Genomic DNA, 16,037 nt, shown 5'->3' with positions numbered 1-16,037 from the left:
TTTTACTTAGCCTTTTATAAATTAGATTTATCTTCACAGTTGTTAATGGATGGAATAATAAGTTTTGTAAATTCATCTATAACTTTATTTAGAGCTTCTGGAGATTCTTTTGCTATAAATTCTAATTCAAAATCTATAATATCTGTTGGCCTACGCTTTGACTTTGTAGAATCTACGTCTTTTGGTCCTATTGATACATCAAAAGAACCAAAAGAAGTTCCTTGTTCAAGATTTTTATCTTTAATCTCTTTTAAGAACTCTGATTGAAACTTCATTGACATACTTACTTTCATCTTATTTAAAGTAATATTAGCTGGTGAATACAAAGATACTAAAGGTACTTGTATAGAATAGTCATCAGTTAAATTAACATTAACCATTTTTGCTTTAAGACTTCCATCTTCTTGTTCATCGAAAAATCTTGATAAAGTATTGAGATGATGTCTAGCGATTAATTTATTAACTGAAAGAGCTGAATTCTGTAATCCTCTCATAATATCAGATAATTTTTGAGCTGTTAAAGGTTTATTTTCTTTTTTTTTGAAAATCGCCATATTCTTTAAAAACAAGATTATCTATGTTACAGATTATTCGTGAATAATATTTATATAAAATCTCTTTTATGTAAATCTACTGTAACTATAAAATCTGTTAGTATGTTTGTGAGATTTTATATCTATTTAATCTCATACCGAGTTAAAAGTATTATAAATTAAAGGTTTATTAGCATTTTTAGGTTAAAATAAGCGAAAAATCTTTAAATTCTGACAAGAATTATAAATCTTACCTACCCATTATTTGTGACATTTATTAGGTTCCATGAACAAAAAATTATCTTAGCCAAATAAGAGTACTTGTCAAAGCAATAAATCCCAAAAATGCAGAGCAAGTCTTATCAAATCTAGAGAAAATTCTTCTAAAATGCTTAATTTTAGAGAAAAAGTTCTCAATTAAGTGTCTTTCTTTGTAAATATGCCAATCAATATTATGCTTTTTTGTGTAATTTTATTTGGCTGGGATAACAACAGTGTTTCCATTTTCAGCTAAGATTTTTATATTTTCTTCAGAAAAATAAGCTTTATCAGCTAAAATATGAGCATTTTTATGCCGTCTAAAAGCTCTAAAGAGGAACAATGTCATGTACATTACCAGCTGTAAGCATAAATTTCACAGGATTTCCTAGAGCATCAGTCAAGGTATGTATCTTAGTTGAAAGTCCACCAACACTTCTGCCTAAGGCATGAATTTCATTACCATTTATTTCATATCCACATGCACAAGCATGAGATTTTACTGATAATGAATCAATCATAAATTGTTGAGAGTCAACCTCTGAAACATAAGTCATTAAATCACACCATACACCTTTGTCAGCCCAGTATTTATAACGCTTATGCAATGCTCTGCTACAGTCATATTCTTTATGAAGGTATTTCCATTGAGCACCTGTTTTGAGAATGTAAAAGACGGCTTCTATAAATCTTCTAAGTTTAAAAACATTTTTTGTATGTAGACCTTTTTGAGATTTTAAAAATTTTAAAATAGTTGACCAATTTGTTTCTGATATATAATATTCCATATAGTTAAGTGTGTTTTTTTCGCAAAAAATATTTAAATATACTTAATAACTTTTTTCAAAAAATTTTGGTAATTAGTACTTAAATGATTATTTTTATCCTTCAGTTGGTATATGTCTTTTGCAATCAATTTTAATACTTAAAATTAATTAGATCTAGAATAACTTCTAAAACACGTAGATTATAATTAAAAAATAATTAATAATTATTATAAATAGCATTAAAAGACTTTTTATTAGATTCCTTTTTGATAGCTTAGTATTTATGTGAACCAAGTTATTATAGGTAAATTGTGATAGCTTACAATAGTAGGATTCTTATTGGTCTAAGAGATTTTGTTCTAGAAGAGGAGCTTAAAATGCTTTTTATAGAAGATGAATATCAGTGTGACTTTGTAGAAACTGCTAATCATATGATTGATAAGGTTTGTAGTAAATATAACCTAATTATATTAGATAGTAGTTTAGAAAGTAATTCAGATCAACTAGAACAACTATCATTATTAGATATAACAAAAATAATAAGAACTGATTATAATATACCTATAATTATTCTAAGCAATACTAACAAAGACCTAGATAAGATAGCCGCTCTTCAGGTTGGGGCCGATGATTATTTTACAAAACCTTTAAATTATATGGAGGTTTTTCTTAAATCTAAGAATATTATTAAGAGAGTAGTTACTATAACTGAAAATCCTTTAAAGTTATATAAGTTTTCTAATTGGCTTCTAAATTGTAATAAAATGATATTAGAAAATATTAATTCAGGTGAAATTGTTAATTTAACTACACATTTATATAAAATCTTAATTTGTTTTATAGAAAATAGAGGAATGATTTTAACAAGAGAATTGTTAATGGAAAAGATTAATCCGGATAAATATGATATATATGATCGTAGCATTGATGTTCAAATAGGCAGATTAAGAAAGATTCTAGAATTTGACATTAGGAATCCTCAGATTATAAAAACCAAAAGAGGAGCTGGTTATATGTTTGATTCAAATATTCAAAAGATATAAATTTAAAAATATACAATAAATCCAATTGAATAATCTCAAAATCAAAGTAACTTTACTTTCAGATAAGAATTTCAAGAGCATAAATGACCAAATTATCAAAATATAATATATATTGAATAATAATTTACAGTTACATATTAGTGTGTTTAAAGTTGTAATTTAGACATATTTGTAGTGAATAATTTCTCCATGATCTTTTTGATCATATTCAGTTAATCTTTAAAGTTAAAATAAGGAGAAAATAATGGCTTTAGATGGACTTATTAAAACCCCAGAAGTTGATAAAAGTTTAATTGGTAGCGTTCTAGGTGCAGTAAATATGGATCAGCTAGTAGCAGGTCCTTTAAAAGCAATGGTATCAGCTCAAGTTGATGCATCAAAGAGTTATATTGATTTTTTAACAACAGTATGTATTAAAGATGGTAAAGCTGTTGCTGTTGATTTTACATATGAAGAAACTCTTTTAGATTCACAAGGACTACCTATATATAAAAAGAATGATCAAGGTTATTTGAATAATAAAAATGAGATTTTTTACTAGTTGAACAAGGTAATAAAGAAGAAGCAACTCTAAAATTAGAAGGTGCTCAAAAAATTTTTGATGCTGCTAAAGAAGAGCTTAATTCCGCAGATGATGATAACAGATCTATAGCTCAGGAGCAATTTGATAAGGCAGTAGCAGAGCTTAGAGAAGCAAAAAAAGAGTTTGAGTCTTCTAATGTAATAGTTTATAAAAAGCAAGTGATAACACTGTAGTCACAGCTGCAGAGCTACCAGACATTTTAGCAGAATATGGTGTAGCAAAGACAGTTTATAGAACTATTAAAGTTCCTTTAATGACAATGATTACACATCCTTCTATTGCTATTGAAGAAGGTAACATTACATTTGATATGTCTATTACACAAATGGCCGAAGATAACTCAAGTAATGAGTTAAATGCTGGAAACAGAATATGGGAATAAAACATGGTCCATTCACTATGGGCGTAAAAGCTAAAATATCTCATAAATCTGAACAAACTCGAAAAACGGATACAACAGCTAAATACCATGTTGACGTTAAAGTAAAGAGACAAGATCCTCCTGAAGCATTAAACAAAGTACTAGATTTAATGATGAATGGTATTAATCCTATTCGTGTCGCTGAACCTAAATAAATATAATAACTAAATAAGTAATTATAAATATTTAGATATGAAATAATTCTTCAACTGAGATTTAAGAACAATACAAATTAATAGAATTATATTGTTTACATAATAATTAGATTATTTTGTGAGGTTCATAGACATGGTTTCAACTTTCTCATTGCTAATTCAACAGTATATACAGGAACCTGTTTATGCTCTTTTTTGGGTTAGTATAAATCATTAACCTCATCCCATAAAAGAGCTTTATCTTTAAGCTAATTTACTATATCTGTAAGAGATCCATGAGGTCTATGCCAATTATAAAATATTTACCATTCAGATAGAGAATCTTTCTCTCTACTTTACCATTTAAGTGAGGATAACCTGGCTTTATTTGGCTTAAATTTAATACCATATGACATCAATTTTTTTGTACATCGATAGCAAAAAACTCTCTACCTCTATCATTTTGAATTATTTGAATAGCAAATAGAAATTCTTCACATAATATCAATAAAATCTAAAGTATTTTTGGCTGTTGCTATTGTATAATATCAAATGAAATATCTCTCTCATCTATAATTTTGAGGTTTTCTAAATTCCACCTAAAAATCATTATCCATCAATGAATATATATAATATATGTATTATATATTTTAAGAAACTAAGTCAATTGTATAGTTAAAATAAGTTATTGAAATAGTATAACATTATGAGACAATCGTTACATAACTCAAATAAATTACATATATTATGCAAGTTATTTGAGTTATGTAATTAAATGAAGGAGATGATATGATACTTTTAGTTGGCGGTCAAAAGGTGGTGCTGGTAAGACAACAATAGCAACTAATATTGCTTGCTACTTAAAACATTTAGGCAAAAATGTTATATTGATAGATTCTGACAAACAAAATTCTACTACGTCATGGGTCCAATACAGATTAGAAAGTGATGAAGAAACTATTAAACATTCCTCTGCTTAAAGTAGCTGATAATATTTCTCAAGCCATAAAAAGACCTTAAAAAAAGTACGACTATATAATAATAGATTGTGCTGGTAGAGATTCAAAAGAACAACGGACTGGTATGCTAGTAGCCGATTGCTTATTAATTCCTGTAAGACCTTCTCAATACGATTTAGATACTCTTGAAAATCAAGCAGAGATCGTAGAAACTGCTAAAACGATAAATGAGAACTTAAAAACATTTGTTATAGTTCTCAATGTGTCCTACACACCACTTGATTGATGAGAGAATACAAGCTGAAAATATCTAAAAGAGTTTCCTGAATTTTATTTATTAGAATCCACACTAGTAATCGTAAGGTATATAGAGATACTGTATACTTAGGCAAAGGTGTTAGAAGTAAACAACGATAAAGCAGCTAAAGAAATTAAAAAAAGTGGTAGAAGAAATTATAGTTTTAAGTAAGTTACAAAGCATACATAACTTACTTAAAATATTAAGTTATATAAGCTATTTAAAGGAAATAATATGAAACTAAAACAGACAAAATAAAAGCTAGCATAGAGGAATTTATTAATTCAGTAGATAGTGATCACGTTCTGCCAATGATAATCACTTCAGAAGAAAAAAAGAAATATAAACGTGTTTACATTTTCTTTAGATGAAGAAACAAAAGCAATTAATAGAAACTCTATCTCCATCAAAAGCACAATAAGTAAAACATCCAATTCCGACATTTGTCAAAATAGCAACTCGCTATTTAAGCAGCTTAGACAGTGATCAGTTTGAAGAGATTGTTGCTAAATTTAAATAAAATACATTATCAAATAAGTTGCGTAAATTATTTAAGTCAAATAACTTAAAATAAATATTTAAAAGAATAAAAATGGACTAAAAAAGAAATTATAAAGAGAATTTGTTGCATTAGCAATTGTCGTAATAATTTGCTACATTATGACAAAGTGTAATGTTGTAGAAAATATAGTTAAACTTGTATTTGAGACAAGTAATGAATGCCTAGATAAGCTGAATTTCTTTCAATATTAAAGGCAATGAAAGCAAATGGCTACTATCAAAGACTAGCTCAATTAATTCAGTAATTTTTTTATTAAACATTTTAGATAAATAGTGTTCGAGCGATAGTAAATCTGTAGTGCATTCATATATAATACAAATATTAGAATATATTGAAATATAAAATACTTATATTAATCAGAATATCCACATAATTATACTTGGCAGTTTCACAAAATTTTGTTCTGATAAAAATATTAAGAATTCAGACATAATTATTGAAAGTACACTATTTTTGTAGATATCAAAATATTGACTAGTAATATTAATCAAAATATCAAGATAATGTATAAATCAGAAATAATTCAATATAATTCTAAAATATCTAATAAATATAATTGAATAATATCAGATTAAAATAAGTCTCTTTAGAATAAGAAAAATAAATTTCTGATGTTACTATAAAATAGATTTGATATCCTCAATCTCAAATTTGTAATAGCATTATCATATCAGTAACAGTTTATTCATATTTTATTATTAAAATATTGGATATGATTGAATACATAACAAAAGTTATGAAAAACTATATTAATTATTTTATGTCTTATAACCTCAAGTTGCGGTAGTCTTATCCCTGGTGGAATTGGTGGAGAATCAAATTTTAAATTTTGATGCTAGCACAAGTCAGTTGCAAGCTCAAGCAGGATTAAGTTTTGCTAGGAATAACGCAAACACTAGTAATTATAGAAATTCTAATATCAAAAGTAAAGATGATACTTATAATAATGATACATATCAGACATAATAATAAAAGAAATACTTTAAATATAGCAGATAATGTACTTGATATTAATTCTAATATAAGTGAAACAACATCTCTTACCAAAAATAATAATAGAGAAGTTACTTATAGTGCTGAATCTATAATATTTAATTGTACAGAAAGTATTATAGACAAGTTATCCAAAATTATAAATAATGGATTTCAACTTATATTAATGATGATCTCTTACTCTATAGAAGTTTCTAAAAGGCGACAAAAAGGCTAATAAATAAGATACGTAAATTAAAAGATAGTTAGAGCAAGTTTTGGAATTTATCAAAATATTATGTTATCTTAGATAGGACTTTTGCAAGTAGACATCTTTATAAGTTTTAGCAAAAGCAGTTTTATAATACCACTTTATTTAGCTGACTATCTATAAATTTATACTCTTGAAATTTTAACTTAAATAATTTTATAAATATAAAATCAACCATTTTAGAATAGGAATCAAAAATTCGACGAATGAACTTTCTTAGAAAATTCCTTTTGCTGCGAAGCATTTAATATAGAACATACATCTTTATAGTCTCCTAAATTATGGATTAATTTGACTAATTCTAAATATGTACTTTCTGTATATATATAATTATGAGGAAATATAAACAATCAAAGATGGTAAAAATCATTAATACTAGTTAAACTTACAAACCTGTGTTTAACTCTTTGAACAAATTCGTTTTATGATGGCTTCTAGTATGATATAAATGTCCTTAAAATTAAATAAATTATTTGACATATAAACAAGCTTTTGTTTCACCTTGTGAAAATAAAGACTTTTGTGGTGACTAGATAAACTGTTATACATAACATCAAAATCAATTATATTTGTTGTTTCTTCTACTATTTTATCTATTGAGGCAAGAAAATAATCATTTTATCATCTGAAAAAGTTTTCTGTATATTTTAAAAACAAAAGTAGCATTATAATCAACTAATTTTCCTTTGACAAATCGAAAAACTGATTTATGATCATCATTAATTTTAGTATATATTTCTATAAAATCTGAAGGTTTTTATTAAGTTCAAGTAAGATTTTACTTTTGGAAATATAAGTTATTATATGTTACTAATGTATTATATAAAATACGAAATCCTTTATTGATTTCGTTATTTTTAACGAGATCTATGATAACTTCTTCATCATTCATATAATTAAGGAATGATGTTTTAATACACTTATCACTTTTATAAAAGTAGCTTAATGATTTATAAATTTCTTTCATATATGTCCTTTTGAAAAAATTTATTAATTAACATAATTATTAGTTAGTAACAATTTTATAGATTTTGTTTTATTTTTCATGAATAGGATTTGAATTTATATTATATGACAATAAATTTTATCAGATTTAATATAGAAACCATACATATATTTAACAATTTTTATTAAATTCAAGGTAAAAATTATTTTTATTTAATGTTTAATTTTATACAAGTTTCATATATTAGTAGTAAAAGTTAAATTACAGTTATTTAGAGATTAAATATAAAAGTTAAAATAAATCATATAAAGAAAGAAATTTGATTAAGAACTTTTTCTCTAAGATTAAGTATTTTAGAAGGATTTTCTATAGATTTAAAATAATACTTCGCTCTGCTTTTCTTGGTTTTGTAAGATTAGCTAGTATTTTTATTTGGCTTAAATAATTTTTTGTTTATGGGACCTAGTTACAAGTGAATATTTATTTTTGATACACAGTAAAAAATTTATTTAATTGTAAAAAATCACTTATATAACCTCAGTTCGGAATTAAAAGTATTGTAAACTAAAGGTTCGAGAATATTTTTAGGTTAAAATAAGCGAAAAACCGTTAAAAAACCACTAATAATGATAGATCAGCTTATCTTAACCTTTTGTCGTATAGACGACTTTTGTATTATTTATCATAAAAAATTACAAAGCAAGTCAATTAATTACAAAAAGAAAAAAGTAGGAAGCAAGCCAAATTTAACTTTAAGTGAAATAATGACTATTTTGATCATGTATCAAGCTGTTAGATATAAAGATTTTAAAACTTACTATGTTGAGTTTATAAAAATTTACTGGAAACATTACTTTCCTACAGCTCCATCTTATAACCGTTTTGTAGAATTAATAGATATAGCAATGTCACCGTTAATAGCATTTATATCAAGCAACCGTGGCAAATATACAGTATAGATGCTACTAAATTACCTGTTTGTCATAATTTAAGAGAGTCAAGACACAAGGTGTTTAAGGGTTTAGCAGCTAAAGGTAAGACTAGTACTAGATGGTTCTTTGGTTTCAAGCTTCATTTACTGACTAACCATATTGGTGAAATTGTTAGTACCAATATTAGCCCAGGAAATAAAGATGATAGGAGTTTCTTGACTAAATTATGTCATGGACTTAAAGGATTAGTATTTGGTGATAGAGGTTATATTTCTAAAGACAAAGCTCAACTACTTGAGCAACAAGGCTTAAAGTTTATAACCACTTTAAAAAAAGAATATGAAAAAAGTTCCTAGATCTAGATTTGAAAAAACTATGTTAGCTAAAAGATCGATCATTGAGACTATTTTTGATTATCTCAAAAATAATCTAACTTTGTGGCATACAAGACATAGGTCCATAAACAATGCTTTTACTCATCTTATGGCTGTTTATTATTAACCCAATTAATTAATAATTATAAATATTTAGACATCAAATAATTATAGAACTGAGGTTAATATAAAGTAAGTACTATATGTAGGTTCTGTGCACAAAAATAAATATTCATCGTAACCAAAAAAGAGTACAAGCTAGTTTAATCATCCCTAAATATGCTGAAATAGTTTTATCAAACCTAGAGAATACTCTTCTAAAATGCTTAATTTTAGAGAAAAAGCTTTCTATCAAATGTCTTTCTTTGTATATTTGAATATCAAAAGCTATAGGGTTTATAGTATTTGATTCGCAGAGAATAACAGCTTTAGAGGATATATTTTGAATATGTTTCCTAATCTCATTAGAGTGATATGCTCTATCAGCAATAACTTTTGTATTATATACATTCTGTAGTAGGTCTGTAGCTACTTTACTATCATGTGCTTTACCTTCTGACAGTAATACTCCCAGCGGGTTGCCTAAAGCATTAGTCATAGTATGAATCTTGGTGGTTATTCCTCCAACTGATCTACCAATTGCTTGGCTATCATTCTTGCTATATCCCGTAGCACAGGCATGTGCTCTCGTTATGGTTGAATCAAGCATAACTTCTTGTAAATCTGGATCTTGAACTGATTTAAATAATTTAGAAAATATACCTTTATCACACCAATCTTTAAAACGTTTATGTATTGATCTATATTTACCATAATAAAATGGTAACATTCTCGATTGGCAGCCTGTACGTAATACATAAAAGATTGCTTCAATAAACAATCTTAAATTTGTCTTCATCATTGGTATGTATACCTTTTTGTGATTTTAAGAATGATAATATACTTGACCAAAATACTTCTTTTATATGATAATTCATTTGCTAAACCGTTGAATTTATTGTCTTACAACTTTTAAATAACAACGGTTTAGCTATTTTCAATCTAATTTAGATTTTTTGTGCACAGAACCTACTTATCTTCAAAAAAAGAAAAAAGTATTTCTTCTAATTCTTTTATTGTGTTTGAATAAGCTATTTTCTTACTAAAAAGTATAACATCATGAACTAATTTATCTTTACTATCAAATTTATTCAAATAATGCATATATTCATTAATAGAACATAAAATTTCTCTCCTAATATCATAAAAATCTCCTATCTCTAATATTTCTTGATAAATTTTATTATATTCTTTTTTTTCAAAATACATATATTACCTTTAATAATTAAATTAATATTTTTAAATTTAAATATAAATTTGTTACAGAACTATGTCTGCTAAGCTAATTTAATTATTAAATAAGAGTGTATAAAAACTAAAAGATAGCTATAATTTAGCGATTATTAAATATTTGTAACTAAAGCTCAACTTCTTTCTCTACGCTACATTATATTCTAATATTTACTATATTTACCATATTAGTAAGTGAGACTGTAAAATGTTCCCTGAATAGTTTCTTTAATGGAAGGTTTATATTTTAATACAAAATACAGATCATTATTATAGAGTTTTTAGAAATTATTAAATGTAAAAATATTTATAATATTAAATTTATATTCCCTAGTATTGGTACTAAATATATATTATCTTGATCTATAAGACTATTAATTAAGGTAAACTCTACTTCAACATTAAGATATTTAGTATACAAAATATTTTCTTTTATAGAGTCTATATTGGTAACTTCTATAAAATATCCTGTCATTTTCTATTAATCTTTACGACTTCTTTCATCTATAACTATATATATTACAAAAGTAATAATTGCTAACACTCCAGTTCCTACTAAGAAAAATCAAAATATGTTTCGTACCATTCTTTATAAAAAGAATATGGAATATAATTTATTAATATGAGAGCCATATATACAATAATAACATTTGTTAACCTTTTGAATTTATCCATTTTTATCACCTTTTACTCAAATTATGCTAACTTGCTAATTTTGTAAAATAATATTTTGAAAAATTTACTCTATTGATTTATATACTCCATTGGCGTATAATATCAAAATAGATAATTATTTACCCCTATCATGATAACAATAGCAGAGTTACCAACTTATATAAGAAAAATAGAAAAAAAGCTAAGTGAAGATGAGCAAGATGACTTAAAAAAATTCTTAGCAATTAATCCGTTGGCTGGAGATGTTATTGAGGGTACTGGTGGGCTTAGAAAACTAAGATGGTCTGTAGGTAATAAAGGTAAAAGTGGGGGAGTAAGAGTAATATATTATTTTTATAATGAGATATTACCTCTTTATCTAATAACCGCTTTTATGAAAAATGAAAAGGTTAATCTAACTAAAGCAGAAAGAAATGAATTAGCAAAACTAGTTGAAATATTAAAGAAAAGTGCGAGGTGATAGTATGAGTGCATTTAAAGATATTAAAGATGGTTTGTTAGAAGCTATCGAACATTCAAAAGGAAATAAAAAAGTAAACCCAAGACTTACTAAATTTGATGATATAGATATAAAAGCATTAAGACACAAATTAAATCTATCACAACAAGAGTTTGCTGAGAAATTTTATATAAGTCTTAGGACTTTACAAAACTGGGAACAAAAAATTAAATCTCCAACTGGAGCAAGTCTAGTACTTTTAAAAGTAATAGAAAAAAATCCTTTAGCTGTTGAACAAGCTTTACATAATTCGTATTAGATAACTTGTATTTGGATAGCTTGATATCAAAAATTAAAATTATTTTTAAACATCCCCTAAATAGTTTCTTTATAGGAATTTTTCTCTAGAAAACTAATCTCAAAGCTTTTAAATTTCTAAGTATAGTTTTATAGTCTCAATAATCTTTTTTGGGAAAGTTAGATTTTAAATAGGAGATATTATGAAAGATCTAAAAATTTGTAAAAATGAATACTGATTGTTTGTAAATATCTTTTCGTAGACTTTATGAGAAGGGTATTTGTATGGGATATATCTATGTCAAGAAAGAAGAATTTTTAGAAGCTTTGAGTAAAGTATAAATATCACCAATCACACAAAAAGAAAAAAGATACTTTTTTAGATGGTATCTTAGAATAGATAAAGGTGATTATCATGTTTAAACTTACAAAAGAACAATTATCAACAAAGTTGTGAAAATTAACACTTTCCATTAAACTATTATCTCTAGTTAATATTATTTCCTGCTTAGTTCCAATTTAATCAAATATGATATTTGTATATAATCATGAAAACCAGAAAAAAAGAAAAACAGACAAGCATTTTTATAAAATGCTCATTGTTTGTTTTTATATATTAAACTATTAAATATTAAGGATATACAAAACCTTTATATTTAAAGCTATACAGAGGATTAAATAAAAGAATTTGGTTAGATAATAAAAGAATTTGGTTAGATAATAAAAGAATTTGGTTAGATAATAAAAGAATTTGGTTAGATAATAAAAGAATTTGGTTAGATAATAAACTTAAATAAAATAAATAAAAAAAACTTTTATTTAAGTATGAAAAGGTGTCATATTAAAACATGAATGATAAAAGCTTTAATGATATAGTGTCAAAAACATTTTATTTAACTAGTCTCTTTGCTGATATTAAGTCAGAGCATAATTGGACAGCATATGAAATTAAAACTATTATGTTGTTTTTCTCCAAATTAGAAAAATATAGTGTATATTTGCCAGATAAAGATCTTGATAATCTTGAGTTAGAAAAATATATAGAGAAGACACCTAAATCATTCACTTTTAAAAAAGAAGATTTTATATTTATAACTGGTGTACGAAAAGAGCATTTATCTAGAGAAATAAATAAAATTAGAAAATCATTAATATCGAAAGCTATTCATATTCCACATCCTTTATATCCAGAAGACGAGAAGTCAGGTATATCTGTTACATGGTTTAATTTAATAGAATATAATAATTCAGCTGGAGAATTAAAGTTATATGCTAATCCAACAGCATTACCAAGACTTTTAGCTTTTGTGAAATACGCTAAAGTTAGTTTTGAAAGTATTGCTAGATTAAAAAATAGTTATTCCATATTCACGTATTTATCTTTAAAGATTATAAAAGATAGTAGTTATAAACAATCCGAAACATCATTTATTATTTCTATAAATGAATATAAAGCAAAAATGGGTATTAGTAATAAATATAAAATGGTAAGACAATTTAGAGAATTTGTTTTAGACGTAATATCTAAAGAAATTAATAATTCTACAGAATTTAATTTTTCTTATGAATTAATAAAAGAGGGTCGTTCATTTAACAAAATAAGATTTGATTTTGACTACAAAGATAAACCACTAATAACTAATCAGACTGATAATAATGATGAAGGAAACCTTTTTGGTTTTAACATTTCAGACATTAATGAAGAGTCTTATTTTGAGACTATTTTAACATCTTGGGGAATAAGAGCAAAAAAAGTTGTAGAAATAGAGGAATCATATTCAATCAATGCTATAAATGAAGCTATAGAGGTTACTAAGCAAGCTGTTGATATTGGTATTATTAAAACTACTCCAGCAGCTTTTTTTCTAGGAACATTAGAGAATAAAGAGCTTGAATCTCAAGTTGAATTTAAGAGGCAACAACAAATGATAACAACGCAACAAGAAAAAGAAAAACAAAAGCAGCTATTTGCTGAATACGAAGCTATAGAAAAGTTTATTAACGATAATGCTGATGAGCTATCAAATTACCTTAGTATTCGCAGTGGTGGCGGTTTTTTTGAGTTATCTGAGTCAGTTAAAGAAGAACTAGAAAAGCTTTGTTACGTTGATATAAAAAAATATAAAGATTTTAAATCTAATTTTGCTGTTTTGAATCAAGGCTTTTGGGACATGAAACAACGAAAAGAAGTTAGACCTAATATGTATAACTTCCTTGCTTTGATAATAAAATATCAAATAAATAATCTAATTATTATGTAAACAATATAATTCTATTAATTTGTATTGTTCTTAAATCTCAGTTGAAGAATTATTTCATATCTAAATATTTATAATTACTTATTTAGTTATTATATTTATTTAGGTTCAGCGACACGAATAGGATTAATACCATTCATCATTAAATCTAGTACTTTGTTTAATGCTTCAGGAGGATCTTGTCTCTTTACTTTAACGTCAACATGGTATTTAGCTGTTGTATCCGTTTTTCGAGTTTGTTCAGATTTATGAGATATTTTAGCTTTTACGCCCATAGTGAATGGACCATGTTTTATTCCCATTTCTGTTTCAGCATTTAACTCATTACTTGAGTTATCTTCGGCCATTTGTGTAATAGACATATCAAATGTAATGTTACCTTCTTCAATAGCAATAGAAGGATGTGTAATCATTGTCATTAAAGGAACTTTAATAGTTCTATAAACTGTCTTTGCTACACCATATTCTGCTAAAATGTCTGGTAGCTCTGCAGCTGTGACTACAGTGTTATCACTTGCTTTTTTATAAACTATTACATTAGAAGACTCAAACTCTTTTTTTGCTTCTCTAAGCTCTGCTACTGCCTTATCAAATTGCTCCTGAGCTATAGATCTGTTATCATCATCTGCGGAATTAAGCTCTTCTTTAGCAGCATCAAAAATTTTTTGAGCACCTTCTAATTTTAGAGTTGCTTCTTCTTTATTACCTTGTTCAACTAGTAAAAAAATCTCATTTTTATTATTCAAATAACCTTGATCATTCTTTTTATATATAGGTAGTCCTTGTGAATCTAAAAGAGTTTCTTCATATGTAAAATCAACAGCAACAGCTTTACCATCTTTAATACATACTGTTGTTAAAAAATCAATATAACTCTTTGATGCATCAACTTGAGCTGATACCATTGCTTTTAAAGGACCTGCTACTAGCTGATCCATATTTACTGCACCTAGAACGCTACCAATTAAACTTTTATCAACTTCTGGGGTTTTAATAAGTCCATCTAAAGCCATTATTTTCTCCTTATTTTAACTTTAAAGATTAACTGAATATGATCAAAAAGATCATGGAGAAATTATTCACTACAAATATGTCTAAATTACAACTTTAAACACACTAATATGTAACTGTAAATTATTATTCAATATATATTATATTTTGATAATTTGGTCATTTATGCTCTTGAAATTCTTATCTGAAAGTAAAGTTACTTTGATTTTGAGATTATTCAATTGGATTTATTGTATATTTTTAAATTTATATCTTTTGAATATTTGAATCAAACATATAACCAGCTCCTCTTTTGGTTTTTATAATCTGAGGATTCCTAATGTCAAATTCTAGAATCTTTCTTAATCTGCCTATTTGAACATCAATGCTACGATCATATATATCATATTTATCCGGATTAATCTTTTCCATTAACAATTCTCTTGTTAAAATCATTCCTCTATTTTCTATAAAACAAATTAAGATTTTATATAAATGTGTAGTTAAATTAACAATTTCACCTGAATTAATATTTTCTAATATCATTTTATTACAATTTAGAAGCCAATTAGAAAACTTATATAACTTTAAAGGATTTTCAGTTATAGTAACTACTCTCTTAATAATATTCTTAGATTTAAGAAAAACCTCCATATAATTTAAAGGTTTTGTAAAATAATCATCGGCCCCAACCTGAAGAGCGGCTATCTTATCTAGGTCTTTGTTAGTATTGCTTAGAATAATTATAGGTATATTATAATCAGTTCTTATTATTTTTGTTATATCTAATAATGATAGTTGTTCTAGTTGATCTGAATTACTTTCTAAACTACTATCTAATATAATTAGGTTATATTTACTACAAACCTTATCAATCATATGATTAGCAGTTTCTACAAAGTCACACTGATATTCATCTTCTATAAAAAGCATTTTAAGCTCCTCTTCTAGAACAAAATCTCTTAGACCAATAAGAATCTTAAATATTTGTTTCAT

General features: G+C 25.9%; 13 protein-coding genes and 6 pseudogenes. 12 read left to right on the top strand and 7 right to left on the bottom strand.

The window, feature by feature from the left end:
* Positions 1–14: 14 nt before the first annotated feature.
* On the bottom strand, positions 15–554 hold the full coding sequence (locus tag FSC454_RS09510) for a DUF2589 domain-containing protein (RefSeq protein ID WP_066047295.1): 540 nt from the start codon (positions 552–554) through the stop codon (positions 15–17).
* A 277-nt stretch (positions 555–831) separates the two neighbouring features.
* Positions 832–1,579: pseudogene (locus FSC454_RS09500) on the bottom strand (IS5 family transposase).
* A 290-nt stretch (positions 1,580–1,869) separates the two neighbouring features.
* Here FSC454_RS09500 and FSC454_RS09495 point away from each other — a divergent pair.
* The 4 genes from FSC454_RS09495 to FSC454_RS10150 all read left to right on the top strand — a co-directional run bounded on the left by FSC454_RS09495 (position 1,870) and on the right by FSC454_RS10150 (position 3,760).
* Positions 1,870–2,601, top strand: coding sequence for a response regulator transcription factor (locus FSC454_RS09495; RefSeq protein WP_071794853.1), 732 nt, complete (start codon positions 1,870–1,872; stop codon positions 2,599–2,601).
* Positions 2,602–2,845: 244 nt separating this feature from the next.
* Complete coding sequence (locus FSC454_RS09490) at positions 2,846–3,142, top strand: DUF2589 domain-containing protein (RefSeq protein ID WP_071794852.1); 297 nt, start codon at positions 2,846–2,848, stop codon at positions 3,140–3,142.
* A gap of 238 nt (positions 3,143–3,380) precedes the next feature.
* Positions 3,381–3,566, top strand: a complete 186-nt coding sequence (locus FSC454_RS10155; protein WP_425268619.1) for a DUF2589 domain-containing protein — start codon at positions 3,381–3,383, stop codon at positions 3,564–3,566.
* On the top strand, positions 3,557–3,760 hold the full coding sequence (locus FSC454_RS10150) for a DUF2589 domain-containing protein (RefSeq protein WP_071794851.1): 204 nt from the start codon (positions 3,557–3,559) through the stop codon (positions 3,758–3,760). Before FSC454_RS10155 ends, FSC454_RS10150 begins: the two co-directional genes overlap by 10 nt.
* A gap of 325 nt (positions 3,761–4,085) precedes the next feature.
* On the opposite strand, the pseudogene FSC454_RS10255 reads toward FSC454_RS10150, so the two are convergent.
* Positions 4,086–4,284, bottom strand: a pseudogene (locus tag FSC454_RS10255) (IS481 family transposase); the annotation flags it as partial.
* Positions 4,285–4,560: 276 nt separating this feature from the next.
* Between FSC454_RS10255 and FSC454_RS10145 the strand changes: the two are divergent.
* From FSC454_RS10145 to FSC454_RS09460, 5 genes and pseudogenes are all read left to right on the top strand, one after another.
* Positions 4,561–4,719, top strand: a pseudogene (locus FSC454_RS10145) (AAA family ATPase); the annotation flags it as partial.
* A gap of 52 nt (positions 4,720–4,771) precedes the next feature.
* Positions 4,772–4,984 (top strand): annotated as a pseudogene (locus FSC454_RS10140) (division plane positioning ATPase MipZ); the annotation flags it as partial.
* Positions 4,985–6,365: 1,381 nt separating this feature from the next.
* Positions 6,366–6,524 carry a hypothetical protein gene (locus FSC454_RS09730; protein ID WP_156860537.1) on the top strand — a complete coding sequence of 53 codons (159 nt, stop codon included), beginning with the start codon at positions 6,366–6,368 and terminating at the stop codon, positions 6,522–6,524.
* A complete protein-coding gene (locus tag FSC454_RS09470) occupies positions 6,505–6,768 on the top strand; it encodes a hypothetical protein (RefSeq protein WP_071794850.1) in 264 nt (87 codons plus the stop codon). The genes FSC454_RS09730 and FSC454_RS09470 overlap by 20 nt, the downstream gene beginning before the upstream one ends.
* A gap of 1,605 nt (positions 6,769–8,373) precedes the next feature.
* Positions 8,374–9,221, top strand: a pseudogene (locus FSC454_RS09460) (IS982 family transposase).
* Positions 9,222–9,285: 64 nt separating this feature from the next.
* On the opposite strand, the pseudogene FSC454_RS09455 reads toward FSC454_RS09460, so the two are convergent.
* Positions 9,286–10,030: pseudogene (locus tag FSC454_RS09455) on the bottom strand (IS5 family transposase).
* Between the two features lie 91 nt (positions 10,031–10,121).
* Positions 10,122–10,361, bottom strand: coding sequence for a hypothetical protein (locus tag FSC454_RS09450; RefSeq protein WP_066046872.1), 240 nt, complete (start codon positions 10,359–10,361; stop codon positions 10,122–10,124).
* A gap of 826 nt (positions 10,362–11,187) precedes the next feature.
* On the opposite strand from FSC454_RS09450, the gene FSC454_RS09445 reads away from it, so the two are divergent.
* The 3 genes from FSC454_RS09445 to FSC454_RS09435 all read left to right on the top strand — a co-directional run bounded on the left by FSC454_RS09445 (position 11,188) and on the right by FSC454_RS09435 (position 14,054).
* Entirely contained in the window at positions 11,188–11,517 is a 330-nt protein-coding gene (locus FSC454_RS09445; protein ID WP_066046874.1) for a type II toxin-antitoxin system RelE/ParE family toxin, read from the top strand.
* 4 nt (positions 11,518–11,521) lie between these two features.
* Positions 11,522–11,815: a NadS family protein gene (nadS, locus tag FSC454_RS09440; RefSeq protein ID WP_066046876.1), complete on the top strand. Its 294-nt coding sequence runs from the start codon at positions 11,522–11,524 to the stop codon at positions 11,813–11,815.
* A gap of 826 nt (positions 11,816–12,641) precedes the next feature.
* Entirely contained in the window at positions 12,642–14,054 is a 1,413-nt protein-coding gene (locus FSC454_RS09435) for a replication initiation protein (RefSeq protein WP_066046878.1), read from the top strand.
* Positions 14,055–14,149: 95 nt separating this feature from the next.
* On the opposite strand, the gene FSC454_RS10135 is transcribed toward FSC454_RS09435, so the two are convergent.
* Complete coding sequence (locus FSC454_RS10135; protein WP_066047535.1) at positions 14,150–15,064, bottom strand: DUF2589 domain-containing protein; 915 nt, start codon at positions 15,062–15,064, stop codon at positions 14,150–14,152.
* Positions 15,065–15,308: 244 nt separating this feature from the next.
* Positions 15,309–16,037 (bottom strand): winged helix-turn-helix domain-containing protein, encoded by a 729-nt coding sequence (locus FSC454_RS09425; RefSeq protein ID WP_071794848.1) that lies wholly within the window; start codon positions 16,035–16,037, stop codon positions 15,309–15,311.

Origin of the sequence: Francisella hispaniensis FSC454 (assembly GCF_001885235.1) — a bacterium.
Lineage (GTDB): Bacteria > Pseudomonadota > Gammaproteobacteria > Francisellales > Francisellaceae > Francisella > Francisella hispaniensis.
The sequence above is the reverse complement of the archived record's forward strand: the minus strand, read 5'-3'. Positions and strand labels throughout refer to the sequence as shown.

Bases quoted from the DNA above. Each gene is read 5' to 3' on its own strand.
- FSC454_RS09445 (WP_066046874.1), top strand. From the start codon at position 11,188: ATGATAACAATAGCAGAGTTACCAACTTATATAAGAAAAATAGAAAAA.
- FSC454_RS09425 (WP_071794848.1), bottom strand. From the start codon at position 16,037: ATGAAACAAATATTTAAGATTCTTATTGGTCTAAGAGATTTTGTTCTA.
- FSC454_RS09435 (WP_066046878.1), top strand. From the start codon at position 12,642: ATGAATGATAAAAGCTTTAATGATATAGTGTCAAAAACATTTTATTTA.
- FSC454_RS09470 (WP_071794850.1), top strand. From the start codon at position 6,505: ATGATACATATCAGACATAATAATAAAAGAAATACTTTAAATATAGCA.
- nadS (WP_066046876.1), top strand. From the start codon at position 11,522: ATGAGTGCATTTAAAGATATTAAAGATGGTTTGTTAGAAGCTATCGAA.
- FSC454_RS09510 (WP_066047295.1), bottom strand. From the start codon at position 554: ATGGCGATTTTCAAAAAAAAAGAAAATAAACCTTTAACAGCTCAAAAA.
- FSC454_RS10150 (WP_071794851.1), top strand. From the start codon at position 3,557: ATGGGAATAAAACATGGTCCATTCACTATGGGCGTAAAAGCTAAAATA.
- FSC454_RS09450 (WP_066046872.1), bottom strand. From the start codon at position 10,361: ATGTATTTTGAAAAAAAAGAATATAATAAAATTTATCAAGAAATATTA.
- FSC454_RS09490 (WP_071794852.1), top strand. From the start codon at position 2,846: ATGGCTTTAGATGGACTTATTAAAACCCCAGAAGTTGATAAAAGTTTA.
- FSC454_RS10135 (WP_066047535.1), bottom strand. From the start codon at position 15,064: ATGGCTTTAGATGGACTTATTAAAACCCCAGAAGTTGATAAAAGTTTA.